Annotated in this window: 24 protein-coding genes and 1 tRNA gene; 22 read left to right on the forward strand and 3 right to left on the reverse strand. The window is 67.2% G+C overall.

Annotated elements, in window-relative coordinates; genetic code table 11:
- Nucleotide 1: 1 nt before the first annotated feature.
- From hisC to murJ, 10 genes are all read left to right on the forward strand, one after another.
- Nucleotides 2–1,093, forward strand: coding sequence for a histidinol-phosphate transaminase (gene hisC / locus B5F73_RS00145; RefSeq protein WP_087224649.1), 1,092 nt, complete (start codon nt 2–4; stop codon nt 1,091–1,093).
- Nucleotides 1,090–1,677 carry an imidazoleglycerol-phosphate dehydratase HisB gene (hisB, locus tag B5F73_RS00150; RefSeq protein WP_087224652.1) on the forward strand — a complete coding sequence of 196 codons (588 nt, stop codon included), beginning with the start codon at nt 1,090–1,092 and terminating at the stop codon, nt 1,675–1,677. Before hisC ends, hisB begins: the two co-directional genes overlap by 4 nt.
- Entirely contained in the window at nt 1,674–2,324 is a 651-nt protein-coding gene (gene hisH, locus B5F73_RS00155) for an imidazole glycerol phosphate synthase subunit HisH (protein WP_087224655.1), read from the forward strand. Before hisB ends, hisH begins: the two co-directional genes overlap by 4 nt.
- Complete coding sequence (locus B5F73_RS00160; RefSeq protein WP_087224658.1) at nt 2,321–3,067, forward strand: 1-(5-phosphoribosyl)-5-[(5-phosphoribosylamino)methylideneamino] imidazole-4-carboxamide isomerase; 747 nt, start codon at nt 2,321–2,323, stop codon at nt 3,065–3,067. The genes hisH and B5F73_RS00160 overlap by 4 nt, the downstream gene beginning before the upstream one ends.
- Before the next feature lie 338 nt (nt 3,068–3,405).
- Nucleotides 3,406–4,590, forward strand: coding sequence for an aldo/keto reductase (locus B5F73_RS00165; RefSeq protein ID WP_087224661.1), 1,185 nt, complete (start codon nt 3,406–3,408; stop codon nt 4,588–4,590).
- A gap of 116 nt (nt 4,591–4,706) precedes the next feature.
- Nucleotides 4,707–5,474 carry an imidazole glycerol phosphate synthase subunit HisF gene (hisF, locus tag B5F73_RS00170; RefSeq protein WP_087224664.1) on the forward strand — a complete coding sequence of 256 codons (768 nt, stop codon included), beginning with the start codon at nt 4,707–4,709 and terminating at the stop codon, nt 5,472–5,474.
- 8 nt (nt 5,475–5,482) lie between these two features.
- Nucleotides 5,483–5,866 carry a phosphoribosyl-AMP cyclohydrolase gene (hisI, locus tag B5F73_RS00175; RefSeq protein WP_087224667.1) on the forward strand — a complete coding sequence of 128 codons (384 nt, stop codon included), beginning with the start codon at nt 5,483–5,485 and terminating at the stop codon, nt 5,864–5,866.
- A 2-nt stretch (nt 5,867–5,868) separates the two neighbouring features.
- Nucleotides 5,869–6,186 (forward strand): phosphoribosyl-ATP diphosphatase, encoded by a 318-nt coding sequence (gene hisE / locus B5F73_RS00180; RefSeq protein WP_087224670.1) that lies wholly within the window; start codon nt 5,869–5,871, stop codon nt 6,184–6,186.
- A 96-nt stretch (nt 6,187–6,282) separates the two neighbouring features.
- Nucleotides 6,283–7,431, forward strand: a complete 1,149-nt coding sequence (locus tag B5F73_RS00185; protein ID WP_087224672.1) for a C40 family peptidase — start codon at nt 6,283–6,285, stop codon at nt 7,429–7,431.
- Between the two features lie 21 nt (nt 7,432–7,452).
- A complete protein-coding gene (murJ, locus tag B5F73_RS00190) occupies nt 7,453–9,105 on the forward strand; it encodes a murein biosynthesis integral membrane protein MurJ (protein ID WP_239379740.1) in 1,653 nt (550 codons plus the stop codon).
- Here the strand turns inward: murJ and B5F73_RS00195 are convergent, their stop codons facing one another.
- Nucleotides 9,106–10,188, reverse strand: coding sequence for a DegT/DnrJ/EryC1/StrS family aminotransferase (locus tag B5F73_RS00195; protein ID WP_239379741.1), 1,083 nt, complete (start codon nt 10,186–10,188; stop codon nt 9,106–9,108). It lies immediately after the preceding gene.
- 120 nt (nt 10,189–10,308) lie between these two features.
- On the reverse strand, nt 10,309–11,547 hold the full coding sequence (locus tag B5F73_RS00200; RefSeq protein WP_087224680.1) for an ATP-grasp domain-containing protein: 1,239 nt from the start codon (nt 11,545–11,547) through the stop codon (nt 10,309–10,311).
- Nucleotides 11,548–11,709: 162 nt separating this feature from the next.
- Between B5F73_RS00200 and B5F73_RS00205 the strand changes: the two genes are divergently transcribed.
- Entirely contained in the window at nt 11,710–13,434 is a 1,725-nt protein-coding gene (locus tag B5F73_RS00205; protein ID WP_239379742.1) for a hypothetical protein, read from the forward strand.
- 29 nt (nt 13,435–13,463) lie between these two features.
- On the opposite strand, the gene B5F73_RS00210 is transcribed toward B5F73_RS00205, so the two are convergent.
- Nucleotides 13,464–13,538, reverse strand: a tRNA-Thr gene (locus B5F73_RS00210).
- Nucleotides 13,539–13,644: 106 nt separating this feature from the next.
- Here B5F73_RS00210 and B5F73_RS00215 point away from each other — a divergent pair.
- From B5F73_RS00215 to B5F73_RS00265, 11 genes are all read left to right on the forward strand, one after another.
- Nucleotides 13,645–14,613 (forward strand): peptidoglycan bridge formation glycyltransferase FemA/FemB family protein, encoded by a 969-nt coding sequence (locus tag B5F73_RS00215; protein WP_087224686.1) that lies wholly within the window; start codon nt 13,645–13,647, stop codon nt 14,611–14,613.
- Between the two features lie 2 nt (nt 14,614–14,615).
- Nucleotides 14,616–16,565, forward strand: coding sequence for an excinuclease ABC subunit UvrC (gene uvrC, locus B5F73_RS00220; protein ID WP_087224689.1), 1,950 nt, complete (start codon nt 14,616–14,618; stop codon nt 16,563–16,565).
- A gap of 239 nt (nt 16,566–16,804) precedes the next feature.
- Nucleotides 16,805–17,863, forward strand: a complete 1,059-nt coding sequence (locus B5F73_RS00225; RefSeq protein WP_087224692.1) for a Gfo/Idh/MocA family oxidoreductase — start codon at nt 16,805–16,807, stop codon at nt 17,861–17,863.
- Between the two features lie 51 nt (nt 17,864–17,914).
- Nucleotides 17,915–18,841 carry an RNase adapter RapZ gene (gene rapZ / locus B5F73_RS00230; RefSeq protein WP_087224695.1) on the forward strand — a complete coding sequence of 309 codons (927 nt, stop codon included), beginning with the start codon at nt 17,915–17,917 and terminating at the stop codon, nt 18,839–18,841.
- A 7-nt stretch (nt 18,842–18,848) separates the two neighbouring features.
- Nucleotides 18,849–19,805: a DNA-binding protein WhiA gene (gene whiA, locus B5F73_RS00235; RefSeq protein WP_087224698.1), complete on the forward strand. Its 957-nt coding sequence runs from the start codon at nt 18,849–18,851 to the stop codon at nt 19,803–19,805.
- A 205-nt stretch (nt 19,806–20,010) separates the two neighbouring features.
- Nucleotides 20,011–21,036: a type I glyceraldehyde-3-phosphate dehydrogenase gene (gene gap, locus B5F73_RS00240; protein ID WP_072369772.1), complete on the forward strand. Its 1,026-nt coding sequence runs from the start codon at nt 20,011–20,013 to the stop codon at nt 21,034–21,036.
- A gap of 96 nt (nt 21,037–21,132) precedes the next feature.
- Entirely contained in the window at nt 21,133–22,323 is a 1,191-nt protein-coding gene (locus B5F73_RS00245; RefSeq protein WP_087224701.1) for a phosphoglycerate kinase, read from the forward strand.
- Entirely contained in the window at nt 22,316–23,083 is a 768-nt protein-coding gene (tpiA, locus tag B5F73_RS00250; RefSeq protein ID WP_087224704.1) for a triose-phosphate isomerase, read from the forward strand. Before B5F73_RS00245 ends, tpiA begins: the two co-directional genes overlap by 8 nt.
- 243 nt (nt 23,084–23,326) lie before the next feature.
- Nucleotides 23,327–23,578 carry a preprotein translocase subunit SecG gene (gene secG, locus B5F73_RS00255; RefSeq protein ID WP_087224707.1) on the forward strand — a complete coding sequence of 84 codons (252 nt, stop codon included), beginning with the start codon at nt 23,327–23,329 and terminating at the stop codon, nt 23,576–23,578.
- Between the two features lie 216 nt (nt 23,579–23,794).
- Entirely contained in the window at nt 23,795–25,465 is a 1,671-nt protein-coding gene (locus tag B5F73_RS00260) for an ABC transporter substrate-binding protein (RefSeq protein WP_087224709.1), read from the forward strand.
- 134 nt (nt 25,466–25,599) lie between these two features.
- Nucleotides 25,600–26,637, forward strand: a complete 1,038-nt coding sequence (locus B5F73_RS00265) for an ABC transporter permease (protein WP_087224711.1) — start codon at nt 25,600–25,602, stop codon at nt 26,635–26,637.
- Nucleotides 26,638–26,645 lie beyond the last annotated feature (8 nt).

The raw sequence follows: 26,645 nt of genomic DNA on the forward strand, positions 1-26,645 counted from the left end.
CATGGCCGATAAGACCCTCGACGTGACGGCGCGCCTGCGTCCCGCGCTGCGTGGGTTCGAGCCCTATGACCCGCGCTTCTCGCCCGTGCGCGTGAACCTCTCCGCGAACGAGAACACGCACCCGCTGCCGGAGGAGCTCGCTGAGGCGGCCTCGGCGGCCTCGGCTGCCACGCCGCTCAACCGCTACCCGGACCCCATGGCAAACGCCCTGCGTGACGCCCTCGCAGAGCGCCACGGCACGGACCGCGCCCACGTTATCGTGGGCAACGGCGGCGACGAGCTGCTCTTCAACCTGCTCTTCGCCTTCGGCGGGCCCGGGCGTGCCGTCGTCACCTGCCCGCCGGACTTCGCGGAGTACGCCAACTTCGCCGCGATGTGCGAGACGCCCGTCGTGGCCGTCCCGCGCGACACGGAGGACTTCTCCGTGGACGCCGATGCCCTTCTCGCCGCCGCACGTGACGCGGCCCTCGTGATCCTCACCTCACCCAACAACCCCACGGGTGGCCTCGTCGACCGTGGCCTCGTGGAGCGGCTGCTCGCCGAGACCGAGGCGCTCGTGCTCGTGGACGAGGCGTACGTGGAGTTTGCCGGCGAGGAGGCGAGCCTCGTGCCGCTCGTCGCGGACAGGCCGCGCCTCATCGTGCTGCGGACGCTCTCCAAGGCCTTCGCCCTCGCCGGCCTGCGCGTGGGCTACCTCGTGGCGGACTCCAAGGTCGTGGACGCCCTGGGGGCCGTGCGCCAGATATACTCGGTAGACGTGCTCGCCCAGGCGGTCGCGCTCGCCTTCGTGGAGCGCCGCGACCTCCTCGCGCCCGTCGTCGCCGACATCGTGGCGGAGCGGGAGCGTCTGGCGGCGGGCCTCTCCGCGCTGCCCGGCGTGCGCGTGTGGCCCTCTGCCGCCAACTTCGTGCTGGCGCGCGTCCCGGGCGCCCACCGCACGTGGGAGCGGCTGCGCGACGAGCGCTCGATCCTGGTGCGCGACTTCTCGTCCACGCCGGGGCTCGACGACTGTCTCAGGCTCACCGTGGGCACGCGGGAGGAGAACGACGCCCTCCTCGACGCGCTCGCGGTGCTCACAAGGGAGGAATCATGACAAGGACCGCCAAGGTCGTCCGTGCCACCTCGGAGACGGACATCGGCCTCTCCGTGGACCTCGACGGCACCGGGGTCGCCGACGTCGAGACGGGAGTGGGCTTCTTCGACCACATGCTCGACGCCCTCGCGCGCCACTCGCTCGTCGACCTCACGGTGCGCGTCAAGGGCGACACCGAGGTGGACGACCACCACACCGTGGAGGACACCGGCATCGCACTCGGCCAGGCGCTGCGCGAGGCGCTCGGCGACAGGCGCGGCGTGCGCCGCTTTGGCTCGGTCATGGTCCCGCTCGACGAGGCGCTCGTCATGGCAGCCGTGGACCTCTCCGGTCGCGGCGAGCTCTACTGGGACGTCCCGATCGGCCCCTCCAAGGTGGGGACCTTCGACACCGAGCTCGCGAAGGAGTTCTTCGTCGGGCTCGCGCGCGAGGCCGGCATCACGCTGCACCTGCGGCTCGTCACTGGCGAGAACGCGCACCACATCATCGAGGCCACGTTCAAGGCGGCGGCGCGCGCCCTGCGCGAGGCCGTCGAGAGCGACCCGCGCGTCGACGGCGTGCCCTCCACGAAGGGCTCGCTGTGACGGCGCCGATCGTCGTCATCGACTACCACAAGGGGAACCTCAGCTCCGTCGAGCGAGGCCTGGTCGAGGCTGGCGGGTCGGCCCTCGTGACCGACGACCCGGCCGCGATCGCCTCCGCGCACGCCCTGGTGCTCCCCGGCGTGGGGAGCTTTGGTGACGCCATGGCGTACCTGCGCGAGAGCGGGCAGCGCGAGGCGATTCTCTCCGCGCTGGGCAGGGGGGTGCCGTTCCTGGGCATCTGCCTGGGCCTCCAGCTCCTCCTCGAGCGCGGGAACGAGACGGGCGACGGCTCGTGGGAGGAGGGCCTGGGCGTGGTCGCCGGCTCCGCCACGCGGCTCGAGTCCCCCCGACTCAAGGTTCCCCACGTGGGCTGGGACCAGCTCGACCTCACGCCCCGCGGCCGCGCGTGCCCGCTCTTCGATGGCGTCGCGGAGGGCGCGCACGTCTACTTCACGCACTCCTTCGCCCTGGCGGACGACGTCCCGCCCGAGGTGGTCACCGCGCGCACGCACTACGCGCGCAGCTTCGCCTCCGCCGTCTGGGACGGCGCCAACACCTACGGCGTCCAGTTCCACCCCGAGAAGAGCTCCGCGGTGGGCCTTCGGATCCTGCGCAACTTCGTGCGTCTGGCAGGGGGTGCCGCATGATCCTCTTTCCGGCGATCGACCTGGTGGGCGGACGCGTGGTACGGCTCGCCAACGGAGAGCGCTCCCGCATGGACGTCTACTCGGACGACCCGGCGGCGGTCGCCGAGGAGTTCCGTGACGCCGGCGCGAGCTGGGTGCACGTGGTCGACCTCTCCGCCACGCTCGAGGAGGACGAGGCCGCCCGCGCGGCCAACGACGCCGCCATCCGTGCGATATGCGTCGTCGACGGCATCTCGGTGGACGCGGGGGGCGGCGTGCGCTCGATGGGCGCCGTCGAGCGCCTCGCAGGTCTCGGCGTGCGCCGGATCGCCATCGGAACGGCCCTCGTGCGCGACCCGTCCTTCGCCGCCGAGGCGGCTCGAGAGTTCAGCGAGCTCGTGGTCGCGGACGTCGCCGCCCGCGCCGGGGAGGTGCGCGTGAACGGATGGCGCGAGGGCGCCTCGCTCTCCGCCGACGAGCTCGTGGCGCGCCTCGCCGACCTCGGCTACCGCCACCTCGTGTTCACCGACGTCGCGCGTGACGGCATGCGGTGCGGCATCGACGCCGACGCCTACCGCCACGTCGCCGGGGTGGCGGGGTTTCCCGTCGTGGCCTCGGGCGGCATCGCGAGCCTGGACGACCTGCGCGCGCTTGCAGACCTCGGCCCGGACGTGGTCGAAGGGGCCATCACCGGACGCGCCCTCTACGAGGGATCGTTCTCTCTCGCCGACGCGCTCGCCGTCTCAGGGTCCCGCGGTGCATAAAAAGCCCGCTCGTGCGACATTTGGGCGACTCCGAAGATCAAAACCCTCGTTCGTGCAGCGTCGTTTTCCGAAAAAACCGGCCTTCAATTTTTGATAATCGACGTTTGCCCATATAAGGAAATAAAGACTCGAATCAATTCCGCGAAACTGGACAAAAACACGCTACACGAACGACGTTTTTGATCCCGCGACCACCCTGAATGCAGCACGAGCGACCGTTTTGACGCGAATAAGCCCGTCATCTGACGCCCGGCGGCGAGAGGCCAGACGTATGGTGCGATAAACTGACGCCGGACCGCTTCACGAGGGACGGGTCTTCGACGCGACAGGAGGTCGCCGTGCAGTATCGCGTGAACCCCAAAAACGGAGAGCGCATATCCGCGCTCGGTCTCGGCTGCATGCGCTTCCCCGGGGCGCTCGGCCGTCCCGACCAGCGCCAGGCCCGCGACATCATCTCCCGTGCCGTCGAGCGCGGCATCAACTACCTTGACACGGCCTACCTCTACCCGGGCAACGAGGCCTGCGTGGGCGCCGCCCTCGAGGAGCTGGGCGTGCGAGACCGGGTGCTCGTGGCCACCAAGCTCCCGCACGGCTCGGTCCGTGGCGCCCCCGACCTCGACCGCATCCTCGACGAGCAGCTCCGCCGCCTTCGCACCGACCACGTGGACTACTACCTGATCCACAACGTCACGAGCCCCGGGCAGTGGGATCGCCTGCGCGAGCTCGGCATCGAGGGGTGGGTCGCCCGCCAGCGCGACGCCGGCCGCATCCGGCAGGTCGGCTTCTCCTATCACGGCAGCGCCGGGGACTTTCCCGTCGTCCTGGATGCCTATGACTGGGACTTCTGCCAGATCCAGTACAACTACGTCGGAGAGAGCTACCAGGCGGGGACGGCGGGCCTTCGCGCGGCCGCCGCGCGCGGCCTCGCCGTGTTCGTCATGGAGCCGCTGCTGGGCGGACGTCTGGCGGATCGCCTGCCCGACCGGGCCCGGCGCATCCTCGACGACGCCTCCGAGCCCGGGCTCGAGACGCCGGCCGCCTGGGGGCTCTCCTGGGTCTGGGACCATCCGGAGGTCACGATGCTGCTCTCCGGCATGGCGGCGCCCGAGCAGGTCGACGAGAACGCCGCAATCGCCGAGCGGGCGCTCCCCGGTTCGCTCACGCCGGCGCAGCACGAGGTGGTCGCGCGGGTGGTCGCCGAGTTCGAGCGCGCCAACCGCGTGAGATGCACGGGCTGCAACTACTGCATGCCGTGTCCGCAGGGCATCAACATCCCTGGCTCGTTCTCCGCCTACAACGCGAGCTACGCGCACGGCTGGTTCTCGGGCGCGTGGCAGTACTACGCCGCGAGCGCCGTCCGCACGAGCGAGCCCAAGCTCGTGAGCAACTGCGTGCGCTGCGGCGCCTGTGCGCGCAAGTGCCCCCAGCACATCGACATCCCCGCGCGCCTCGCCGACGTCGGCCGCCGGTTCCAGCCCGGTCCCGTGGGCTGGGCCCTCAAGGCCTGGTCGCGTCTGCGCTAGCCGCCCATGTTACGACCCGTGTGCAAGAGGGCCGCCCGCCCCGATCTCGCGGTAAGCTTGCCAGCATGGACCCTCCGCCTGGGGCGGCGGCTCGCCGGCATCGACGAAAGGAAGCCATGCTGACCAAGCGCGTCATACCATGCCTGGACGTCCACGACGGCCGCGTGGTCAAGGGCGTCAACTTCGTGGACCTGCGCGACGCCGGCGACCCCGTTGAACTCGCGCGCAAGTACGACCACGAGGGCGCCGACGAGATCGTGTTCCTCGACATCACCGCCACCTCCGATGACAGGGCGACCACGATCGACCTGGCCGGTCGCGCCGCGGCCGAGCTGCGCATCCCCTACACGGTGGGGGGCGGCTTCCGCGACGTCGCGGGGTGTCGCACGATGATCGCGGCGGGCGCCGACAAGGTCTCGCTCAACTCGGCCGCCGTGCGCGACCCGAGCCTCATCACCGCCGCGGCGACAGCCTTCGGCAGCCAGGCCGTCATCTGCGCGATCGACGCCAAGCGTGTGGGTCGGGAGGACCGCTGGGAGGTCTACCTCGCGGGCGGCAGGGTGGCCACGGGCATCGACGCCGTCGCGTGGGCGGAGGAGGCGGCCCGCCGCGGCGCCGGGGAGATCCTGCTCACCAGCATGGACCGAGACGGCACGAAGGACGGCTTCGACCTCGCGCTCACCCGCGCGGTCTCGCGTGCCGTGCCGATCCCGGTGATCGCCTCGGGCGGCGTGGGCACGCTCGAGCACTTCGCCGAGGGCATCCTCGAGGGCGAGGCGGACGCCGTGCTCGCCGCGAGCGTCTTCCACTTTGGCACGTTCACGATCAGGCAGGTCAAGGAATACATGGCGAGCCAGGGCATCCCGGTGCGCCTGGACTTCTAGGGGGAATGATGGCCGAGAGGTACGCCGGCGAGGAGGTCGAGCGGCTGGGCGTCGACGTCGCGAGCGTGCGGTTCGACGAGCGCGGTCTCGTGCCCGCCGTGGTGCAGCAGGAGGGAACCGGCGAGGTCCTCATGGTCGCGTGGATGAGCGAGGAGTCGCTCGCCCTCACGCTCGAGACCGGGACCACGTGGTTCTGGAGCCGCAGTCGCCAGGAGCTCTGGAACAAGGGAGCGACCAGCGGAAACATGCAGCATGTCCGCCGCGTCCTGGTTGACTGCGACGCCGACACGCTGCTCGTCGAGGTGGACTCTCCGGGCCCTGCCTGTCACACGGGACACCGGAGCTGCTTCTTCCGAGAGATGGCGGGCACGGCCGAGAGGGACGGGGAGTAGGCATGGGTGAGCGCACTGAGAACGTCGTCAACGGGGACCTCGGGGAGACCATCTCCGGCCTCGCTGCGGTGATCCGCGACAGGAGGGGCTCCTCGCCGGAGACCTCCTACACGGCGCGCCTGCTCTCGGGCAAGGAGGACAGCCTCCTCAAGAAGCTCACCGAGGAGGCGACGGAGGTCGTCATGGCATGCAAGGACGACGACCACGACCACATACGCTACGAGGCTGCTGACCTCGTGTACCACCTGCTCGTCACCCTCGAGCGCTATGGCGTCTCGACCGAGGAGCTCGCCGGGGAGCTGGACGCCCGCCGTCACTAGCCTTTCCGTTCGATTTGAGGAGGCTCGCCAGGGCGGGCGCCCTGAAGGAGCGGTTTGCTATGATGTGCGACAACGAAACGAAAAGGTGGTTCGCACATGAAGTTCAGTCGCACCCTGCCCGCCGCCCTCGTGTCCGGGTCGCTCGCGCTCGCGCTGGCCCTCTTCCCGTCGCCCGCCCGCGCCGAGACCTCTGCGGAGATTCAGGCGCGCGTGAACGAGGCCTACGCCAAGCTCCAGGAGTACACGATGGAGCTGGAGCTCGCCAACGGGGAGCTCCAGACCGTGACCGCAGAGCTCGAGGAGACGCGTGGCCAGATCGCGCAGACCGAGGAGGAGATCGAGCGGACCGAGGAGGAGATCTCCCGGAAGGAACGTGAGATCGCCCAGGGTCAGCAGGCCATCTCCGACCGTCTCTCGGACAGCTACAAGCACGGGGGCACGTCGCTTCTTGACGTCGTTCTCGGCTCCTCGGACTTCGACGAGCTCTTCTCCAACCTCTTCTACGCCAATCGCATCGCCGACTACGATGCCGAGCTCGTGGAGCAGGTCAAGGAGGATCGCGTGGAGCTCCGGCAGCAGCAGGACGCGCTCCAGCGGCAGCAGGAGCAGCTTGCCGAGCAGGAGAGCGCCCAGTCCGAGCTCGTGGCCGAGCAACAGGCGCACGTGGACGACGTCAACGCGCGCGTCGCCGCGCAGGAGAGCTACTACGAGGAGCTCGACCAGGACCTCAAGGACAAGCTCGCCGAGGAGGAGGCCATCCGCATTGCCGAGGAGGAGGCCCGTCGCCAGCAGGAGCTGCAGCAACAGCAGCAGGGCGGTTCCGCCGGAGGCTCCGCGAGCGGCAACACCAACACCGACTCGGGCAACGCGCCCTCGAGCGTCGTCGACATCGCGCTGGCCCAGGTGGGCAAGCCTTACGTCTGGGCTGCGGGCGGGCCCGGGTCCTTCGACTGCTCGGGTCTCACCTCCTACGCCTACGCGCAGGTGGGCGTCAGCATACCTCACCAGTCCCAGCAGCAGTACAATCTCGTCGCCCGCAAGGGCCACCTCGTCTACGACATCGGGAGCCTGAAGCCCGGCGACCTTGTCTTCTGGGGCAACGGCGGCAGCGCGTCCGCCATCTACCACGTGGGCGTCTACATCGGCGGCGGTCGCTACGTGCACGCCTCCTCCCCGGGCGTGGGCGTGATCACCTCCACCCTCGGCACGGGCGGAAACTACGTCGGCGGCGGCTCGCCGGTGTAGCGCATGGGCGAGAGGGGAGACATGACGGACGCAGAGAAGAGCGCCACTGCCGTTGCCGAGGAGAGCGAGGAGGAGGTCGAGAGCCTCGCCGCTCGCAAGGCGAACGGCGCGAGCTTGCTCATCATCGTGAGTCGCATCACCGGGTTCGGCAGGACGATGGCGCAGGCGAACGCCCTCTCCGGCGCGCTCATGGCGGTGGCGAGCTGCTACACCGTCGCCTCGACGCTGCCCAACTTCCTCTATGAGCTCGTCATGGGCGGGATGCTCATCACGTCGTTTCTGCCGGTCTACCTCTCCGTCCGGCGCCGGCTGGGCAGCGGCGGCGCGGCGGACTACGCCTCCAACCTCCTCTCGCTCGTCCTTCTCGCGATGGGCGCCCTCTCGGTGCTCTGCCTCGTCTTCGCCGTGCCGCTCGTGTGGACGCAGTCTGCGGGCGCGAGCGCGGACTTCGACTTCGACCTCGCGGTCTGGTTCTTCCGCTTCTTCGCCTTCGAGGTCATGCTCTACGGCGCGTCCTCCGTCATCTCGGGCGTCCTCAACGCCGAGCGGGACTACGTCTGGAGCAACGCCGCGCCCATCCTGAACAACGTCATCACGATCGCGTCGTTCTCCATCTACGCCTACCTGGTGAACTCGGGGGTCATGGCGTGGGACCAGGCACTCATCGTCCTCGCCGTGGGCAATCCCCTCGGCGTGGCGTCGCAGGTCCTCGTCCAGCTCCCCGCGCTCAGGCGCCACGGCGTGCGCCTGCGCTTCCGTGTGAACCTGCACGACCCCGCCCTGCGCGAGACGCTCGCCATCGGACTGCCGACGCTCGTCGTGACCTTCGCATCGTTCCCCACCAACGCGGTTCAGTCCTCCTGTGCCCTGCAGGTGACCGCCAACGGTGCCGCGATCGCCTACTACTCTCGTGTCTGGTACGTGCTGCCGTACTCGATCCTGGCGATCCCCATCTCCACCACCATGTTCACCGAGCTCTCCAACTTCCGCGTGGCGGACAGGATGGACGCCTACCGTCACACGGTCGCGTCGGGCATACGCAAGATCGCCTTCACGCTGATTCCCTGCACGCTGTTGCTTGTCGTCTTCGCTCCCTATCTCATCGCGATCATCGGGGGCTTCGACGCGCATGACGCCGCCCTCACGGCGACCTACCTCCAGTTCCAGGCGATCGCCCTGCCGTTCTACGGCGTCTCCACCTACTTCCAGAAGATCTGCTCATCGCTCATGCGCATGCGGATCTACGCGCTGGCAACGGTCGTCGCCGCGGCGATCCAGGTAGCGTTCTGTATTGTGCTCACGCCGCTCTACGGCCTCTATGTGGTGCCCTTCAGCTCTACGTTCCTGTTCATTGCCGTAGACGTCATCTCCTTCGTCTCCGTACGAAAGGAAATCGGTCCGTTCGGGATGCGCTCGATCCTGGTTTCCTGCGCGCGCGCCCTCGGCTTCGGGGCGCTTGGTGCCGCAGCGGGAGCGCTCGTCCTCTTTGGTATGGGCTCATTGTTCGGAGCCGCGCAGGGAATGCTCTCCAACATAATCTACACGCTCGTCGCCGGCTCGGTCGCGCTCGTGGCCTGCTACGGAAGTGCGCACGCAGCCCACGTCTCCGAGGCACCCTTCTTCGACGCGCTCTTTGATCGTCTGGGGCGGGTTCTCGCTCGCGTCCGCCGCTAGCTAGCCCAGGTGCCTCAGCACAATCTCGACGACGTCCTTCTGACGGGAGGGGTCGAGGTCGGTGGGGAGTCCCACGATGCCGCCGTAGGTCTCCCGGAAGCTCCGATACGCCTCGTCCGTCTCGGACATGTTATAGGCCGCAAGGTCGGTCGCGCCCGGGTAGAAGGGCACGCGATACCAGTCCACGCAGTAGAACCCCCGGGAGCGAAGGTCATCGATGAGCTCACGTGCCTGAGGCTCACTGGAAAGGATGATCGGGAACCGAGTGAGCGGCTGAGTCCGACCCACTCCGAGAGCCCCGGCGGGAATGGAAATCCCCTTCCGGCCCTCGAGAGCTCTGGCGTATCCGTTCACCCAGACGCGTCGCATGGCCTCGTCCTCATCTATGCCTGGGACCGCAGCGAGGATTCGCTCGGTGATTTCCGCGCTGGGCAGGTAAGAGGGGTAGGGAAGCTGACCGCGTTGCTCGACGGCGGCCACGGGCGGCTCGAGCCGGCCTGTCTGCGTCAGCCAAGCGCGCAGCGCCCTCCCGAGAGAGCCGGGCAGGTGGACGAGCACCCGGTTCTGCGTGCCGTAGCGACGGGCGTTGCGCCCGAGTCGTGCCGGCGGCTCGTCGAGGGAGCTTAGTGACGAGACGAGACGCTCGTGCAGCGCGGCGTCGGGCATGTCCGGGTTCACCCATACGAGCCCGCCGAAGCCGATGGAGAACTGCTTCTCGATGCCGAGCGAGTGGATCGAGACGTCGGCGAGCGGCTGGCCCTCCGCGTCGCGTGCCATGCGCATGACACAGTGCGCGCTGTCCTCCATGAACAAAGCGCCCGCCTCGTGCGTCTTGACGGCACACTCCGCGCTCGCACGCTCGTCGATGATTCCGTAGGAGTTCTGGAGTATCACCGCTCGAACGGAAGCGTCCAGGACGAGCGCTCCGGTGTCCACGGTAAGCGTTGCCGGGTCGATGGCGTCGTAGCGAGGTGAGAGACCAGCCGAGATGATCGAGTCGACTGCGGTGCAGCCCGTGAAGAGCGTGGTCACCACGCTGCCGTCCCCGTGGACGTCAGCGGCGGCGCGAAAGACCTCCCTCATCCCGTAGCGTGCCTTGAAGACGGGAAACCAGTCTTGAGCCGATGTGTGTGTCCTACGGGCAAATGCCTCGCGAAGCTCCTCGAGCCTGGGGCTCTTCCCGGCCATGCGCGTCTCCTCCCGCTAGAAAGAGGTGTCGGTGGGTTTGGGGTAGTACTGGGCGAATTTGCGGATGTGGTTCTTCTCGGTGAGCTCCACGTCAATGATGCGGCGCAGTCCGCGGTCACGGTCGTAGCGCTGCGGGTCGAAGACCCTCCCGCGTGCGACCAGGTCGTCAACCTCGGCGAGAAGCGCCTCTTCGCGCACGTAGCGTCTCAGTAACGAGACGGGGACGAGCGTGTAGAGCGCCTCGTCGTCGGCAATGCGGGTCTCGTCCTTCTCCCCATCGATGACGTCACGTACGAGCACCTCCATGGGATTGACGCCGCCCGCGACGTTATAGTAGGAGTTGCGTCCGATGCGCGGGTTGCAGTCTAAGAAGAGTTCGCGACCAGTTACGGGGTCGCGCTTGATGTCGAAGTTGGCGAAGCCACGGTAGCCTGCTTCGGATAGCAGCGCCGCGGCACGCTCCCACAGCTCGGGCTTCTCGCGGATGACCATGGCCACGGGGTTGCCGAGCATGGCGGGGGCGTGGTCCTCGAGCAGAACCTGTGCGGCGCCAAGCAGCCGGGCGCCGCCGTCGCGACCGATGTAGAGCGTGAGCGAGTCCATGTAGGTGTCGTCGCCGCTGATGAGCTCCTGAACGAGAAAGTCCCCGGAATAGCCGGAGGCCCTGAGGTTGCGCCACAGCTCGTCGAGCTGTTCCTGGGCAGTCATGTAGTAGACCTTCTTGAAGCCCTTCATAAGCGTGGGGTAGTAGCCAGCGGAGACGGCAGGTTTGGCGATGACGGGGAAGGGTAGCTCGCTCGGCGCGATTCTCTCGTTACCGGCAAGGCGGACCACCTCGGTGCGTGGGGTGTCCAACCCGTGCTCGCCGCACAGTCGGGTGAATACGCCCTTGTCGCATACCGCGTCGAAGGCGGCACGGGGAGGCAGGGGGCAGACGACCTGCTCCGGCAGCTCGTCGTGAACCTCCTCGAGCAGCTCGATGAGGGGGTCAGTGTTGGCGACGAGCAAGAGGGTGACGCCGGGACGCTCGGCGGCGATCCGAGCAAGGCCAGAGATGAGCTCCTCGCGCGTGAGCGCGGGGACGGTGTGCGTCGACAGAATCTTCGAGTGTGCGATGGCGCCGATGAAGCCCGTGCTCATGATGACGGGGCGCACCCCGTAGGCCTCGTGGAACTCGCGGCAGAGCGCATATGCGCCGATGTCGCCGCCGAGGACGACGGGAAGGAAGTCAGTGCGGGTGGGCGAGGGTGCCATGGGGAGTCTTTCGTCCGAGGGTTCGCGCGCCGGCCAGACGGGCGCGTGCTTGCGCACCCGATTGTAGCCTAGTGACCAGTTTGCCGACCAACTCCGGTGTGATTGGATAAGATGTGGAGAGACGGTGTGTCGAGAGGGGCGGGCATGGTGAGTTGCAGGCATATGAGAGATGCGTCAGAGACGACGGACGGTCGTGCCTCCGTGAGGCAGGTGGCGTTTTGTCTGGGCGTCTCCGTCGCGATCGTCGTGCTTGTCTGCTTGGTTCAGGTGCCCAAGTATGCGATGCCTGACGACTTCATGCAGGACCTCTACGCTCGCGGTGCCTACTTCGATACACCCGGGTTCCTGATGCTCTACTCGCTCGTGGGCTTCAGCGCCCCGCTGGCCGGGCTCTACGCGCTCTTTCCTACAGTCCCGTGGTTTCCGATTTCACTGCTCGCCCTCATTGTGATTTCGTTTGCGGTAATGGACGTAATCACCCTCCTCTCTCGCGCTCACGCCCCGTTGAGGATCTTTCTGCTTTGCGCGCTCTCGCTCTGCGAGATCATGGTCACGGTATACCTTACCTACACGATAGTCGCGTTCCTTGCCCTCGCGGCGGGCGTCGCCCTCGTGCTTCGTCGCGCCGCGTTCCGTCGCCCGACGGGGGTGCGTTCCTCGGACGTGCTGGCATTTTCCTTCATTATTCTCGGCTTTTCGCTTCGCCCCGAGTCTGGCCTCGCTGCGCTCGCCCTGTTCGCACCCTTCCTCGTCTGGGCGCTCGTTCGGAACCGCAATCTCGCGACGATGCTCATGGCGCTCGGGGTAGTCGCTGCGATGGGGGTCTCATGGGTGGCGGGCATGCTTGCCTGGCATCTCACTCCCGGCTGGGAGGAGTTCGAACCCACGTTTAGGGCGGCACAGGCTGTCGCCGACTACCCTGTGGTGGACTACGATGACATCCAACGGGTTGCTCCCGAGCTCTCGCAAACCGACGTAGACATGATCTACGGCTTCCTCTTCGTGGACGCCGACACCTACTCGCTGGAGACCTTCCAGAAAGTCGGAGAGGTGGTGAGCGGCTACGGGCTCAACACGATGGTCGAGGGTATTCTCGCCCGACCGTCCTTTACCGCGTTCGTGCTCGGCCTTGTCATTGTGCTTTTTGCCACCGCGGGTTTCATCTGCGCGTCGCGCCGTTACCGTGGTGCCGCCCGTGCGCTCACGCTCTCGGTGCCCGTGCTCGCACTGCTCGAGTTTCTCCTCATATTCCTGCGCGCCCGCCTGAAGGTCCATGTGTTCCTTCCGGTCTTCGTGGTCGCACTGTTTGCGCTCGTGGTGTGCTGCCTTGCTCCCGAGGAAGACGAGGGGCGTCCTGAGGGCGTCTTCCTGGGATGGGTGGTGCCCGCTGCCGGGGTTGTGGCATATGCGGGCGTGCTGGGCCTGCTCTGGCTCACCTATGTGCGGCCGCTGCAGGCCTCGCTTGCCAACGACATGACCTCTGCGGCGGAGGCCTACCTCGCAAGCAACGCGGACACGACGGTGCTCTTCACGCAGACCCAGGGAATCCTTACCAACGAGGACATCTTTGCGTTTGATGCCTGGGAGCAGCCCGACAACGCCGTGTTCATTGGTGGTTACGAGTACTACACCCCGTCGTGGCAGACCTATCTCGAGCGCTCCGGCCTCTCGCGCAGCGGCTACCTCTCCAATCTCGTGGACAGCGAGGACATGGTGACGGCCAGCTACGAGAGCCAAGCCGATCTCATCGCCACGTATCTCACGGAACACACGGGGTCGGATGTGCGCGCTGAGCGTCTTGACACGCTCGGCGAGACCACCCAGACCGGAGAGCAGGTTGCGATCTGGCGCTACGTGAGTGAGCCTGTTGCCTCATCGTCTGAATAAAAAGGCCGCGAGGGCGGCCGAGAAGAACATGGAGCCGACGGCAGGAGTCGAACGCTGCATCCCCGGAAAACAAGACCGGTGCTCTGACGTTGAGCTACATCGGCGTGTGAGCGTGCCCCAGTATAGCGGTGTGTCGAGTTGATGCAAGCAGAGCGCGCCGTGGTAGAGTTACGACACAGCTAAACCACACATCGAGGGGACATACGGCGCATGACGGAGTTTCGTGAGGTCACGTCCGCTGAGGACTGGGACGCGCTCGTCGAGGAGCGCGGCGGGCACCCCATGCAGGCATGGGGATGGGGCGAGCTCAAGGAGAGGACGGGCTCGTGGACGGCCCGGCGCATCGTGATCGAGCGCGACGGGTGCGTCGACGGCGCCTGCCAGGTGCTCGTGCGCAAGCTCCCGTGGCCGTTCGGCCACATCTGCTACGCCCCCCGCGGCCCCGTGGCGTCCCCCGACCGCCTGCCCGAGGTGGCCGACGCGGTCGCGGAGTGGTGCCGCGAGAGCCTCTCCGCCGTCTCCCTCAAGATCGACCCGGCCGTGAGGGAGGGCGAGCTCTCCCTCGGCGCGCGCTGGGAGCGCTCCGAGAAGGTCCTGCTGCCCCGCACCGCCGCGATCGACCTCACGCCCACCGAGGACGAGATCATGGCCGGCCTCCACTCCAAGAAGGCGCGCCAGTACATCCGCAAGGCGGCGCGCTCCGGCGTCACCGTGCGCCGGGCGACCGAGGCCGACCTCGACGCCATCCTCGACATCTACCACCACACGGCCGACACCGACGAGTTCGCCCTCCATCCCGACGAGTACTATCGCACGGCGATGTCGGCATGCGACGACGTCAACCAGGTCTTCGTCGCCGAGTTCGAGGGCAGGGCGCTCGCCTTCCTGTGGAACGTGGCCACGTCCGGCACGGCCTTCGAGCTGTGGGGCGGCGTGACCGACGAGGGCAAGCGGCTGCGTGCGAACTACCTGCTCAAGTGGGAGGCCATCGTCACCGCAAAGCGCGGCGGGTCCCGGCTGTACGACCTGAACGGCCTGCTCGAGGGCGGCGTGAGCACCTTCAAGATGCTCTTCGTCGACGAGCCCACCGTGTGGGTCGGCTCGTTCGACCGCCCGCTCTCCCCGCTGTACCGCGTGTGGGACGCGGCCCTCAAGCTGTACCGGAAGCTGTTCAAGTAGCCATGGCCGGCCGTGCCGCCGACGTCCCCGACGACCACCTCGCCCTTCTCGCCGAGCGCGTGGCGCAGGTTCCCACCGAGCCCGGCTGCTACCTGTGGAAGGATGCCAAGGGCGAGGTCGTCTACGTGGGCAAGGCCAAGAGCCTGCGCGCCCGCATGCGCCAGTACGTGACGCTCTCCGACGAGCGCGAGAAGATCCCGCTCATGATGCAGGTGGTCCGCGACTTCGACTACGTGGTCGTGGGCTCCGAGCACGAGGCGCTCGTGCTGGAGCGCAACCTCATCGCGCAGTACCACCCCTACTTCAACGTCGACTACAAGGACGACAAGAGCTACCCCTTCATCGCGATCACCGAGTCCGACGTCTTCCCGGCGATCAAGTACACCCGCGAGAGGCACCGCAAGGGCACGCGCTACTTCGGCCCCTACACCGACGCCCGCGCCGCCCGCGAGACGATCGACACCCTCCGCAAGGTGGTCCCCATCTGTACGGCGACCTGCGCGGAGTGGAAGCGCGCCAAGCGGATCCTGGACCGCGACCCCTCGCAGGCCGCGGTCGCCAATCTGGTGCTCGCGCAGCGCTGCCGCCCCTGCTTCGACTACCACGTGGGACGCGGGCCCGGCGTGTGCGCGGGCATGATCGACACCGTTGAGTACGCGCGCCACGTGCGCCAGGTCGAGAGCTTCCTCGCCGGCAACCGTCGCGAGATCGTCGGCGAGCTGACCGACCAGATGCGCGAGGCGGCGGCGAACCTCGACTTCGAGCGCGCGGGCCGCCTCAAGGCCCGGCTCGACGGTCTGGACGCCCTCGACGACCGCCAGCAGGTGGTCTTCTCGTCAAACGTGAGCGCCGACCTCATCGGCTTCTACCGCGAGGAGACGATCAGCTGCGCCTGCGTCTTCGTGGTGCGCGAGGGCCGCACGGTGCGCTCCGTCGAGTTCATCCTCGACAAGGGCCTCGACGTGGGCGAGGAGGAGCTCGTCGGCGGCTTCGTCAAGCGCTACTACGACGAGACGGCCGACGTCCCCGCCGAGGTGGACCTCGACTGCGAGCTCGCGGACGCCGAGGTTGTGGAGGGGTGGCTCGCCGAGAAGCGCGGCCACGGCGTGCACCTCCACAGGCCGCGCCGCGGCGAGAAGCGCCACCTGCTCGACATGGCCTCGGCCAACGCGCGCCACGCCCTCATGCGCTACATGGTCAAGACCGGCTACGCCGACGACCGCACCAACCAGGCGCTGCTGCAGCTGGAGAGCGCCCTTGCGCTGGACGCCCCGCCGATGCGCATCGAGTGCTTCGACATCTCCACCCTCCACGGCCACTTCACCGTGGCGTCGATGGTGGTCTTCACCAACGGCCGTCCCGACAAGTCGCAGTACCGCCGCTTCAAGATCCAGACGCCGCTCACCGAGGCCAACGACTTCGTGAGCATGTCCGAGGTGCTGGGCCGGCGCTACGCGCCCGAGCGCATGGCCGACGAGCGCTTTGGCAGCCGTCCCGACCTGCTCGTCGTGGACGGCGGCAAGCCGCAGCTCACGGCCGCCATGGCACAGCTCGAGGAGCTGGGGCTGGACATCCCGGTGTGCGGCCTGGCCAAGTCCGACGAGGAGATCTTCGTACCCTGGGACGACACGCCGGTCGTGCTGCCCTCCGGATCGCCCTCGCTCTACCTGATCAAGCAGGTGCGCGACGAGTCCCACCGCTTTGCGATCACGTTCCACCGGGAGCTGCGCGACAAGGCGATGACGCGCTCGGCGATCGACGACGTCCCGGGCGTCGGCCCCAAGCGGCGCCGCGCCCTCATGAGGCGCTTCGGGTCCATGAAGCGGCTGCGCGCCGCGAGCGAGGAGGAGATCGCCGCGACGCCGGGCGTGCCCGCCGATGTGGCGCATGCCGTCTGGCAGGCCCTGCGCGCCGCCGAGGAGCTTGCCGAGAAGCCCGCGGAAGGGGAGTGACGCGCGGGCGTCCTTCTCGCCGCCCTGTCCTTCTCGCCCCAAAGAGGTTATGCGACATCGCCGAGGGTATGCGACGTCTGTCGCCTTCACATCATCCCAGCCAGACGCCTTGCTAAGCTGGAGGAGCCCCTCTGCGCACGCCGCATAACCGAGCGAATGTCGCATAACCTCATGCGGTGTCCGACGGGGCATCGACTACCATGGGGGCGACAAGGACAAGCGAGAAGGGAGTCCTCCCCATGCCTGACGCCGCAACCGCCGCCGCTGCCGCCTACGAGGCCGCGAAGGACCGCCCGTTCCCCGACGACGTCTTCGTCGCGCCGCAGCTCACCTGGGCCGTGATTGGCTGCGGCGTGATCGCCAACCAGATGGCGGAGTCGCTCGCCCTCGCCGGCCGCCGCATCCACGGCGTGGCCAACCGCACGCGCGAGAAGGCCGCCGCCTTCGCCGAGCGCCACGGCGTCGAGCGCGTCTACGACAGCTTCGAGGACCTCTACGCCGACCCCGCGGTGGACGCCGTCTACGTCACCACGCCGCACAACACCCACATCCGCTACCTGCGCGGCGCCCTCGCTGCCGGCAAGCACGTGCTCTGCGAGAAGTCCATCACGCTCAACTCCGCCGAGCTCGACGAGGCCCGCGCGCTGGCCGAGAAGAACGGCGTGGTCCTCATGGACGCCACGACGATCCTGCACATGCCGCTCTACGTCGAGCTGCTGCGCCGGGCCCGCACGGGCGAGTTTGGCCGCATGAACCTCGCCCAGCTGAACTTTGGCAGCTACAAGGAGTACGGTGACCTCACCAACCGCTTCTACAACATCGACCTCGCCGGCGGCGCGATGCTCGACATCGGCGTCTATGCCCTCTCCCTGATGCGCCTGTTCATGGAGAGCCAGCCCACCGAGGTCGTCTCGCTCGGCAACCTGGCCTCGACCGGCGTGGACGAGGCGGGCGGCGTTGTCTGCCGCAACGCCGAGGGACAGATCGGCGTGGTCTCGCTCACGCTTCACTCCAAGCAGCCCAAGCGCGCGGTGCTCTCCTTCGACCGCTGCTACGTTGAGGTCGAGGAGTACCCGCGCGCCGACGCGGCGACCATCGTCTGGACCGAGGACGGACGGCGCGAGACCGTGGCGTGCGGCGAGGAGGCCTACGCGCTCTGTTACGAGATGGCCGACCTCGAGGCCGCCGTGGCCGGGGACGCCGAGAAGCGCGCGCTTCTCGGCTGCGCGTCCGACGTCATGGAGCTCATGACGCGCCTGCGCGCCGACTGGGGCGTCGTCTACCCCGAGGAGCGCTAGGGTCTCGCCCCGGGCGCGGGCTATACTGAACCTCAGCCGAGAGGAGGTCCCATGTCAGCAGACGGCCAGCAGATGCGCGCCGCGGAGGGTGCCGCCCGCGTGCCCGACGTGGTGGTGATCACGGGCATGAGCGGATCGGGCCGCACACAGGCGCTCCACGTCTTCGAGGACATGGGCTACTACTGCATCGACAACCTCCCGCCGCGCCTGCTCCTGCAGCTCGCCGAGCTCGTGGGCATCAACTCGGGCGTGGGCCGCCACCTCGCCGTGACCTGCGACCTGCGCAGCCAGGGGCTCTTCGACGAGTTCGCCGAGTCGGTCACGCGCCTGCGCGAGCACGAGATCTCCTGCTCCGTGGTGTTTCTCGACACCTCGGACGACGTCCTCATGCGCCGCTACGACGAGAACCGCCGACGCCACCCGCTGGCCGCGCCGGGCGAGTCGCTCGACCGGGCGATCGCCCGCGAGCGCTCCGGCCTCGCCGCCGTGCGCGACGCCGCCGACCTCGTGATCGACACGAGCCGCCTGCGCACGGCCGACCTGCGCTCCCGTCTGCGCCGCGCGTTCTCCGAGCTCACCGACCAGCAGCTCATGGAGGTGTCGGTCTTCTCGTTTGGCTTCAAGCACGGCATGCCGGTCGAGGCGGACCTGATGATCGACGTCCGCTTCCTGCCCAACCCCTTCTACGACCCGGTGATGCGCACCCTCACGGGCAAGGACCAGATCGTCGCCGACTTCGTCCTGGGCAACCCCACCACCGAGAAGTTCATGGACGCCTGGGAGCGCCTGCTCGACGTGGTCATGCCCGGCTACGTCACCGAGGGCAAGAGCCACCTCTCCATCGCGGTGGGCTGCACGGGCGGCCAGCACCGAAGCGTCGCCATCGCCGAGGCGACGGCGTCCTACCTCGAGAAGGGCGGCTATCACGTGAGCATCTCGCACCGTGACCTCGCGCTCGCCAACGTGCGGACGAGCTAGGGGCGCCATGTCGTTCACCGCTGAGGTAAAAGACGAGCTCTCTCGCGTGGAGGCCCCCTCGCCCGTGGCCGAGCTCGCGCAGCTCTCCGCGCTCGTGCGCATCTGCGGCACGCTCTCCTTCCACGGGTCGGGGCGCTACTCCATCCGCGTGGCAACGGAGACGGGCGCCGTGGCGCGCACCGTGATCAAGCTCACGCATAAGCTCTTCGACCTCCAGACCTCGCTCACCGTGCGGCGCTCCGTGCTGCACAAGACGCGCAACTACCTGATAGAGATCCCCGAGCAGGAGGGGCTCGACCGCGACCTCGTCCGCATGGGCATCCTCGCGCCGGGGCGCGGGCTCGCCTCCGGCGTGCCCGCGGCGCTCGTCGCAACCGCGGCGGCGCGCTCCGCCTACGTGCGCGGCGCGTTCATGGCGGGCGGCTTCATCGCCGACCCGCGCGGGGAGTTCCACCTGGAGATCGCCGTGACGGGGGAGGACTACGCCTCCGACCTCGTGACCCTCGTCGGCGCGCTCGGCGCCTCCGCGCGCCTCAACCGCCGCCGCGGGGCCTTCGCCATCTACCTGAAGAGCTACGACGACGTGAGCACGCTCCTGCGCGGGATGGGCGCGCTCAGGACGGCGCGCTTCGTGGACGTGGCCCGCGCGAAGAAGTCCGTCAAGAACGACGTCAACCGCCGCGTGAACGCCGAGATGGCCAACCAGGCCCGCTCGACCGGTGCGGCGGTCGAGCAGCTCGAGCTGATCGAGCGCGCCGAGCATGCCCCGGGCCTCTCGGCGCTGCCGCCCGCGCTACGCGAGTTCTGTCGCGTGCGCCGCGCAAACCCGGAGCTCTCCCTCGCCGCGCTCGGCGAGATGCTCGACCCGCCCGCGTCCAAGTCGGCCATGTACCACCGTGTCCTGCGCCTCCAGGCCATCGTGGAGGAAGCCGAGGGCAACGCCGAGAAGGACGAGCGGCCCTGACGTTCTTCTCGTCCCGCCCTGCGGGAACAATCCCACGTCGGCGGGTCAAATCTGAGCGCCCACGGCCTAAATTGCCCCACCCTTCAGTTTTAGGGATACGCCTCGCCGCGCGTGGGGTACACTATCGGGTGGCAAGGGCGAGAAGCCCAATGTCTGCTTAGGTCCGCCGGGGAGGAGCCCCGTCGGCCCCGTGAAAGGAGAAAGCATGGCAGTAAAGGTTGCTATCAACGGCTTTGGTCGCATCGGCCGTCTGGCTTTCCGTCAGATGTTCGGTCACGAGGGCTCCGAGATCGTCGCCATCAACGACCTCACCTCCCCCGACATGCTCGCGTACCTCCTGAAGTACGACACCACGCAGGGCAACTACGCCCGCGACCACAAGGTCGAGGCCGGCGAGGACTCCATCACCGTCGACGGCAAGAAGATCACCATCTACAAGGAGGCCGACGCCTCCAAGCTCCCCTGGGGCGAGCTCGGCGTTGACGTCGTCCTCGAGTGCACCGGCTTCTACACCTCCAAGGCCAAGGCCCAGGCTCACATCGACGCCGGTGCCAAGAAGGTCGTCATCTCCGCTCCCGCGGGCAACGACCTCCCCACGATCGTCTACAACGTCAACCACGAGCAGCTGACCGCCGATGACAACATCATCTCCGCGGCCTCCTGCACCACCAACTGCCTCGCCCCGATGGCCAAGGGCCTGAACGACTTCGCCCCCATCGTCTCCGGCATCATGACCACCATCCACGCCTACACCGGCGACCAGATGCCGCTCGACGGCCCGCAGCGCAAGGGCAACAAGCGTCGTTCCCGCGCCTGCGCGCAGAACATCGTCCCCAACTCCACGGGTGCCGCCAAGGCCATCGGCCTGGTCCTCCCGGAGCTCAACGGCAAGCTGATCGGTGCCGCCCAGCGCGTCCCGACGCCCACCGGCTCCATCACCAACCTCTACTGCGTCGTTGACAAGAAGGTCACCGTCGACGAGGTCAACGCTGCCATGAAGGCCTACGCCGAGACCATCCCCGAGACCTTCGCCTACAACGAGGACGACATCGTCTCCTCCGACATCATCGGCGAGACCCACGGCTCGATCTTCGACGCCACCCAGACCATGGTCCAGGACCTCGGCAACGGCCAGAGCCTCGTCCAGGTCACCTCTTGGTACGACAACGAGAACTCCTACACCTCTCAGATGGTCCGCACCATCAAGTACTTCGAGAAGTTCGTCGCGTAGTCACTCGCTTCGCATCAGCTTCGCAGGGGTGCGGTCGCAGCTCACAGGGCCGCGGCCGCACCCCCTTTTCGTAGGAACCCGTCAAAGGAGCTAACCATGGCCTTCACCAAGAAGACCGTCCGCGACGCCGACGTCGCGGGCAAGCGCGTCCTCATGCGCGTCGACTTCAACGTCCCCCTGAAGGACGGCGTCGTCACCGACGACACCCGCGTCCGCGCCGCCATCCCCACCATCGAGTACCTCAAGGACAAGGGCGCCAAGATTATCCTCATGAGCCACCTCGGCCGCCCCAAGGGCGACGGCCCCGAGCCCCAGTTCTCCCTCAAGCCGGCCGCCGACAAGCTCGCCGAGATTACCGGCTATGACGTGAAGTTCGTCGACGACACCTACGGCGAGAAGGCCAAGGCCGCCGTCGACGCCCTCCAGGATGGTGAGATCCTCGTCCTCGAGAACGTCCGCTTCGACAAGCGCGAGAAGAAGAACGACCCCGAGATCGCCAAGATCCTCGCCTCCTACGGCGACATCTTCGTGCTCGACGCCTTTGGCACCGCGCACCGCGCCCAGGGCTCCGTGGTCGGCCCCGCCGCGTATCTCCCCGCCTACGCCGGCTTCCTGCTCGAGAAGGAGGTCGACACCCTGACGTCGATCTTCGCCGAGCCCGAGCGTCCCTTCGTCGCCATCGTCGGCGGCTCCAAGGTGTCCTCCAAGATCGGCGTCCTCGATCACCTGATCGACTCCGCCGACACCCTCATTATCGGCGGCGGCATGGCCTACACCTTCTTCCTCGCCCAGGGCATGTCCGTCGGCATGTCCCTCAAGGAGGAGGACTGGGTCGAGCGCGCCGGTGAGATGCTGAAGAAGGCCGAGGAGAAGGGCGTCAAGATCCTCCTCCCGATTGACAACCGCGTCGCCGACCACTTCGGCGAGGACGCCGTGCCCGAGGTCGTCGCCTCCGACGCCATCCCCGACGACCGCGAGGGCATGGACATCGGCCCCGAGACCGAGAAGCTCTACGCCGACGCCGTCAAGGCCGCCAAGACCGTCTTCTGGAACGGCCCGATGGGCGTCTTCGAGTTCGACAACTTCGCCCACGGCACCGAGGCCGTCGCCCGCGCCATCGCGGACTCCGACTGCACCTCGATCATCGGCGGCGGCGACTCCGTCGCGGCCATCAACAAGTTTGGCCTGGCCGACAAGATGAGCTGGATCTCCACCGGCGGTGGCGCCTCCATGGAGCTCGTCGAGGGCAAGGCCCTTCCCGGAGTGGAGGCGCTTCTCGATGCGTAAGAGGATGATCGCTGGCAACTGGAAGATGAACAAGACCTACAGCGAGGGCGTCGTCCTCGCCCAGGGCCTTGCCGACGAGCTCAAGGACGGCACCGGCGACGTCGACGTCGTCGTCTGCCCGCCCGCCGTCGACCTCAAGGGCGTCTCCGAGGTCATCGAGCAGACGAGCGCCTCGTTCGCGCTCGGCGCGCAGAACGTCTACTGGGAGGAATCCGGCGCCTACACCGGCGAGACCGCTCCTGACATGCTCGAGGCCGTGGGCGCCACCCACTGCATCATCGGCCACTCCGAGCGCCGCGACTACTTCGGCGAGACGGACGAGGACGTGAACAAGAAGGCCAAGGCCCTCATGGCTCACAGCATCGTGCCCATCTCCTGCTGCGGCGAGTCCCTCGAGGTCCGCGAGGCCGGCAAGCACGTCGAGTTCGTCGTCGACCAGATCAAGAAGGACACCGAGGGCCTCACGATCACCGATCCCTCCAAGTACGTGATCGCCTACGAGCCCATCTGGGCCATCGGCACCGGCAAGACCGCCACGGCCGACGACGCCCAGGAGGTCTGCGGCGCCATCCGCGCGACCCTCGTCGAGGTCTTCGGCGAGGAGACTGCCCAGGGCATCCGCATCCTCTACGGCGGCTCCGCCAAGCCAGAGAACATCGCCGGCTTCCTCGAGAAGGAGGACGTCGACGGCGCGCTCGTCGGCGGTGCCTCCCTCAAGGCTGACAGCTTCGCGGCCATGGTCAAGAGCGCCATGGCGTAAGGTCGTCCCGACAGCGGCTACCTTGGGGCCCGGGCTTCGGCTCGGGCCCCTTTTTGTCGCGGTCCTTCTCGCCCAACGCGTGAAACTCATACATTGGGTACCTGAAAGGATGAGAAGCCGCAGGTCGAGAAGAACCATGTCGCAGCGATGCACGTCGAGTGTACGAGTTCGCTTCCTCGGACGGCGGTCCCGACAGTGTGGTACCATCGTCAATCGCTATGCATCTGTCCTGAAGGAGCCTCTGTGAACCCGCTCAACGTCATCCTCACCATCCTGCTGTTCCTCTCCGGTGCGCTCACCGTGATCCTGGTGCTCATGCACTCCGGCAAGGGGACCGGCGTCTCCGAGATGATCGCGTCCTCGCTCTACAACTCCGGCACCGGCTCGGGCGTGCTCGAGAAGAACCTCAACCGCCTCACGGTGATCACCGCCACGGTGTTCGTCCTCTGCGTCGTCGTCATGGCGCTCACGTTCCCCACCGGCACGCTGGGCTAGGGGAGGGCCACAGACCCCAAGCGATTGCGCCCCCGGACGCCGTCTCCCCGGCATCTGGGGGCCTAAACGTTTCCGGCTCGTGTCGGGTGAGACGAGAGTCGCTTTTTTCGGGTAAAGTAAGCTGCTGTCAAGCTAGGGGTGGTACATACCTCTGGCATGGACCGAGGGACGGGGCAAAGAAGTTGTCCGCCTCGACAACAGGAGGAGGAAATTAGTATGGCTCAGCAGAAGATGGGCGGTGTCACTCGCCGCACCTTCGTCAAGGGTGGCCTCGCCGCGAGCGCGCTCGCCGCTCTTGCCGCGTGCAAGAACGATGCGGCTGCCGGTGGCTCCGAGGGCGCCGAGGGCGGAATCCTCAGCTACTACATCAACAACCCCGTCGCCATCGATCCCTATGACCTCGAGGAGGATCAGGGCATGATGGTGGGCTATCAGCTCTTTGATGCCCTCACCACTTTCGACTTCGACGCCAACGAGCTCGTGGGTCTTGCCGCCGAGACCTGGGAGGCCAACGACGACGCCTCCGAGTTCACCTTCCACCTCAAGGAAGGCAAGTTCCACGACGGCACCGACGTGACCTCCAAGTCCTTCAAGCAGGGCTGGGAGCGCATCTGCAACCCCAACACCTCGCCGGACAAGCCGTCCGCCATCGGCTACCACCTCGCCATGATCGAGGGCTACTCCGAGCTCTCCAGCGGCGAGGCCGAGGAGCTCACGGGCGTCACCTGCCCCGACGACAAGACCCTCGTCGTCAAGCTCATCCAGTCCTACGCCGACTTCCCCTACGTGTGCATGCACCCCGGCCTCTCTCCGGTGCCCGACTGCGCGCTCGAGGACTTCGACACCTTCTTCTACGCGCCCGTGGGCAACGGCCCCTTCATGATGGACGGCAAGTGGGAGGACGGCCAGGAGATTAACCTCGTCCGCTTTGACGACTACTCCTACGGCGAGCCCGCCAAGATCGCCGGCATCCACTTTAACATCCAGAAGGACGTCGAGACCGCCTACCGCGAGTTCCAGGCCGGCAACCTCGACGTGGCCCAGGTTCCCACCAACCAGCTCTCCGACGCCATCGAGCAGTACGGCGAGTCCGAGGACGGCTACACCGCCACGCCGGGCCACCAGGTCCTCACGGGCGACGAGCTCTCCATCTACTACCTGCTCCTGAACCTCGAGGACCCCGTGCTTCAGGACCTCGACCTGCGTCGCGCCCTGTCCCTCGCCATCAACCGCGAGGCCATCTGCGAGACGGTCTTCGAGGGCACCCGCGAGCCCGCCAGCGGCATCGTCCCCAACGGCGTCCCGGGCTACACCGAGAACATGTGGGCCGACTCCCACTATGACGTCGAGGCCGCCAAGGAGATCCTCGACGCCAAGTACCCGGCGGACGCCGACGGCAACCGCGGCATCACCATCGACCTGACCTACAACCTCGACGGCGACCACAAGACCGTCATGGAGATGGTCATGGCCGACTGGAACGCCGTGGGCATCCAGACCACGTCCACCACGGGCGAGTGGGCCTCCATCATCACCAACGCCTATCCCAACGGCGACTTCCAGGTCGGCCGCCTCGGCTGGATCGCCGACTACCCGATCTACGACAACTTCATGTACCCGCTGTTCGTGACCGGTGGCGACAACAACTACGGCAAGTACTCCAACGCCGACGTTGACGCCGGCATGCTCGAGGCCCGCGCCATGCTCGACGACGCCGAGCGCATCGCCAAGTTCCAGGAGGTCGACAAGCTCGTCGCTGCTGACATGCCGGTCATCCCGCTGTTCGTCTACAAGCACCAGCTGGTCTGCTCCGACCGCGTTGACGGCCTCTACATGGACGCCCAGAAGCTTGCTGACCTGAGCACCTGCGAGCTGGTGGAGGAGTAGAGCCTTCCCGCTCGGGCCCTGGCCCAAGCTCACCAAGAGTTGCACCACGGCGACGGGACATCATACGATGTCCCGTCGCTTAGGTCCCTCGCCCCGACGAGGGAAGATCCGTCCACATGACAGGAGTTGTACGTATGGCAAAGTACATACTCAAGCGCGTCCTGCAGTTCATTCCAGTCTTCATCGGCGTGACGATCATCCTGTTCGCCATGAAGGCCATCGTCCCCGGTGATCCCGTGAAGATCATCACCGGTGGCAAGCAGGTCACGCCTGAGACCGAGCTTCAGATTCGTATCGCGAACGGACTCATCGAGACGGACGAGGACGGACGCCCCCTTTACGATGAGAACGGCGACACCATCCCCACCCCCATCTGGAAGCAGTACCTCGTCTACATGAGTGATCTGCTCCAGGGTGACCTGGGGACCTCCTACACCCGCAACATGCAGGTGTCGGACATCCTGGCTTCGAAATATCCTTATACCGTGCGCCTTGCCATCGTCGCCATCTGCCTCGAGGCGGTGGTCGGCATCGGCGCCGGCATGATCTCCGCAATAAAGAAATACTCGTTCTGGGACGTCCTGGTGACACTTCTCACCTCGATTCTCGTCGCCATGCCCGCCTTCTGGCTCGGCATGCTGCTCCAGCTCTTCTTTGGCGTGTTCCTCCGCAACGTGACCGGCGAGGCGTTCTATCTCCCCATCTCCGGAGCAGGCGGAAGCCACGCCGAGTTCCAGGCGTGGGTCTACTACATCCTGCCCGCTATCACGCTCGCGTCGGTCTCCACCGCCTACACCGCGCGCATCATGCGCTCCCAGCTGCTCGAGGTCATGAACCAGGACTACATCCGCACGGCGAAGGCCAAGGGCCTCTCCCGTCGAGACGTCATCGTGCACCACGCGCTCAAGAACGCCCTCATCCCGGTCGTGACCTACATCGGCATCGACTTTGGCGCCATGCTCGCCGGCGCCATCCTCACCGAGACGGTCTTCAACTGGCCGGGCGTGGGGTATGAGATCTATCGAGCGGTCACGCAGCGCGACTGGCCCATCGTGCTCGGCGGCGTCACCGTGATCGTGGTCGTGGTCATGATCATCAACCTGCTCGTCGACATCAGCTATGCCTTCCTTGACCCGCGCATCCGCTTTGGCGCGCCCAAGGACAAGGAATAGGGGAGAAG

Source organism: Olsenella sp. An270, assembly GCF_002159735.1.
Taxonomy (GTDB): domain Bacteria; phylum Actinomycetota; class Coriobacteriia; order Coriobacteriales; family Atopobiaceae; genus Thermophilibacter.

Bases quoted from the DNA above. Each gene is read 5' to 3' on its own strand.
- hisC (WP_087224649.1), top strand. From the start codon at position 2: ATGGCCGATAAGACCCTCGACGTGACGGCGCGCCTGCGTCCCGCGCTG.
- hisB (WP_087224652.1), top strand. From the start codon at position 1,090: ATGACAAGGACCGCCAAGGTCGTCCGTGCCACCTCGGAGACGGACATC.
- B5F73_RS00160 (WP_087224658.1), top strand. From the start codon at position 2,321: ATGATCCTCTTTCCGGCGATCGACCTGGTGGGCGGACGCGTGGTACGG.
- hisF (WP_087224664.1), top strand. From the start codon at position 4,707: ATGCTGACCAAGCGCGTCATACCATGCCTGGACGTCCACGACGGCCGC.
- hisI (WP_087224667.1), top strand. From the start codon at position 5,483: ATGGCCGAGAGGTACGCCGGCGAGGAGGTCGAGCGGCTGGGCGTCGAC.
- hisE (WP_087224670.1), top strand. From the start codon at position 5,869: ATGGGTGAGCGCACTGAGAACGTCGTCAACGGGGACCTCGGGGAGACC.
- B5F73_RS00185 (WP_087224672.1), top strand. From the start codon at position 6,283: ATGAAGTTCAGTCGCACCCTGCCCGCCGCCCTCGTGTCCGGGTCGCTC.
- murJ (WP_239379740.1), top strand. From the start codon at position 7,453: ATGACGGACGCAGAGAAGAGCGCCACTGCCGTTGCCGAGGAGAGCGAG.
- B5F73_RS00195 (WP_239379741.1), bottom strand. From the start codon at position 10,188: ATGAGGGAGGTCTTTCGCGCCGCCGCTGACGTCCACGGGGACGGCAGC.
- B5F73_RS00200 (WP_087224680.1), bottom strand. From the start codon at position 11,547: ATGGCACCCTCGCCCACCCGCACTGACTTCCTTCCCGTCGTCCTCGGC.
- B5F73_RS00205 (WP_239379742.1), top strand. From the start codon at position 11,710: ATGAGAGATGCGTCAGAGACGACGGACGGTCGTGCCTCCGTGAGGCAG.
- B5F73_RS00215 (WP_087224686.1), top strand. From the start codon at position 13,645: ATGACGGAGTTTCGTGAGGTCACGTCCGCTGAGGACTGGGACGCGCTC.
- uvrC (WP_087224689.1), top strand. From the start codon at position 14,616: ATGGCCGGCCGTGCCGCCGACGTCCCCGACGACCACCTCGCCCTTCTC.
- B5F73_RS00225 (WP_087224692.1), top strand. From the start codon at position 16,805: ATGCCTGACGCCGCAACCGCCGCCGCTGCCGCCTACGAGGCCGCGAAG.
- rapZ (WP_087224695.1), top strand. From the start codon at position 17,915: ATGTCAGCAGACGGCCAGCAGATGCGCGCCGCGGAGGGTGCCGCCCGC.
- whiA (WP_087224698.1), top strand. From the start codon at position 18,849: ATGTCGTTCACCGCTGAGGTAAAAGACGAGCTCTCTCGCGTGGAGGCC.
- gap (WP_072369772.1), top strand. From the start codon at position 20,011: ATGGCAGTAAAGGTTGCTATCAACGGCTTTGGTCGCATCGGCCGTCTG.
- B5F73_RS00245 (WP_087224701.1), top strand. From the start codon at position 21,133: ATGGCCTTCACCAAGAAGACCGTCCGCGACGCCGACGTCGCGGGCAAG.
- tpiA (WP_087224704.1), top strand. From the start codon at position 22,316: ATGCGTAAGAGGATGATCGCTGGCAACTGGAAGATGAACAAGACCTAC.
- B5F73_RS00260 (WP_087224709.1), top strand. From the start codon at position 23,795: ATGGCTCAGCAGAAGATGGGCGGTGTCACTCGCCGCACCTTCGTCAAG.
- B5F73_RS00265 (WP_087224711.1), top strand. From the start codon at position 25,600: ATGGCAAAGTACATACTCAAGCGCGTCCTGCAGTTCATTCCAGTCTTC.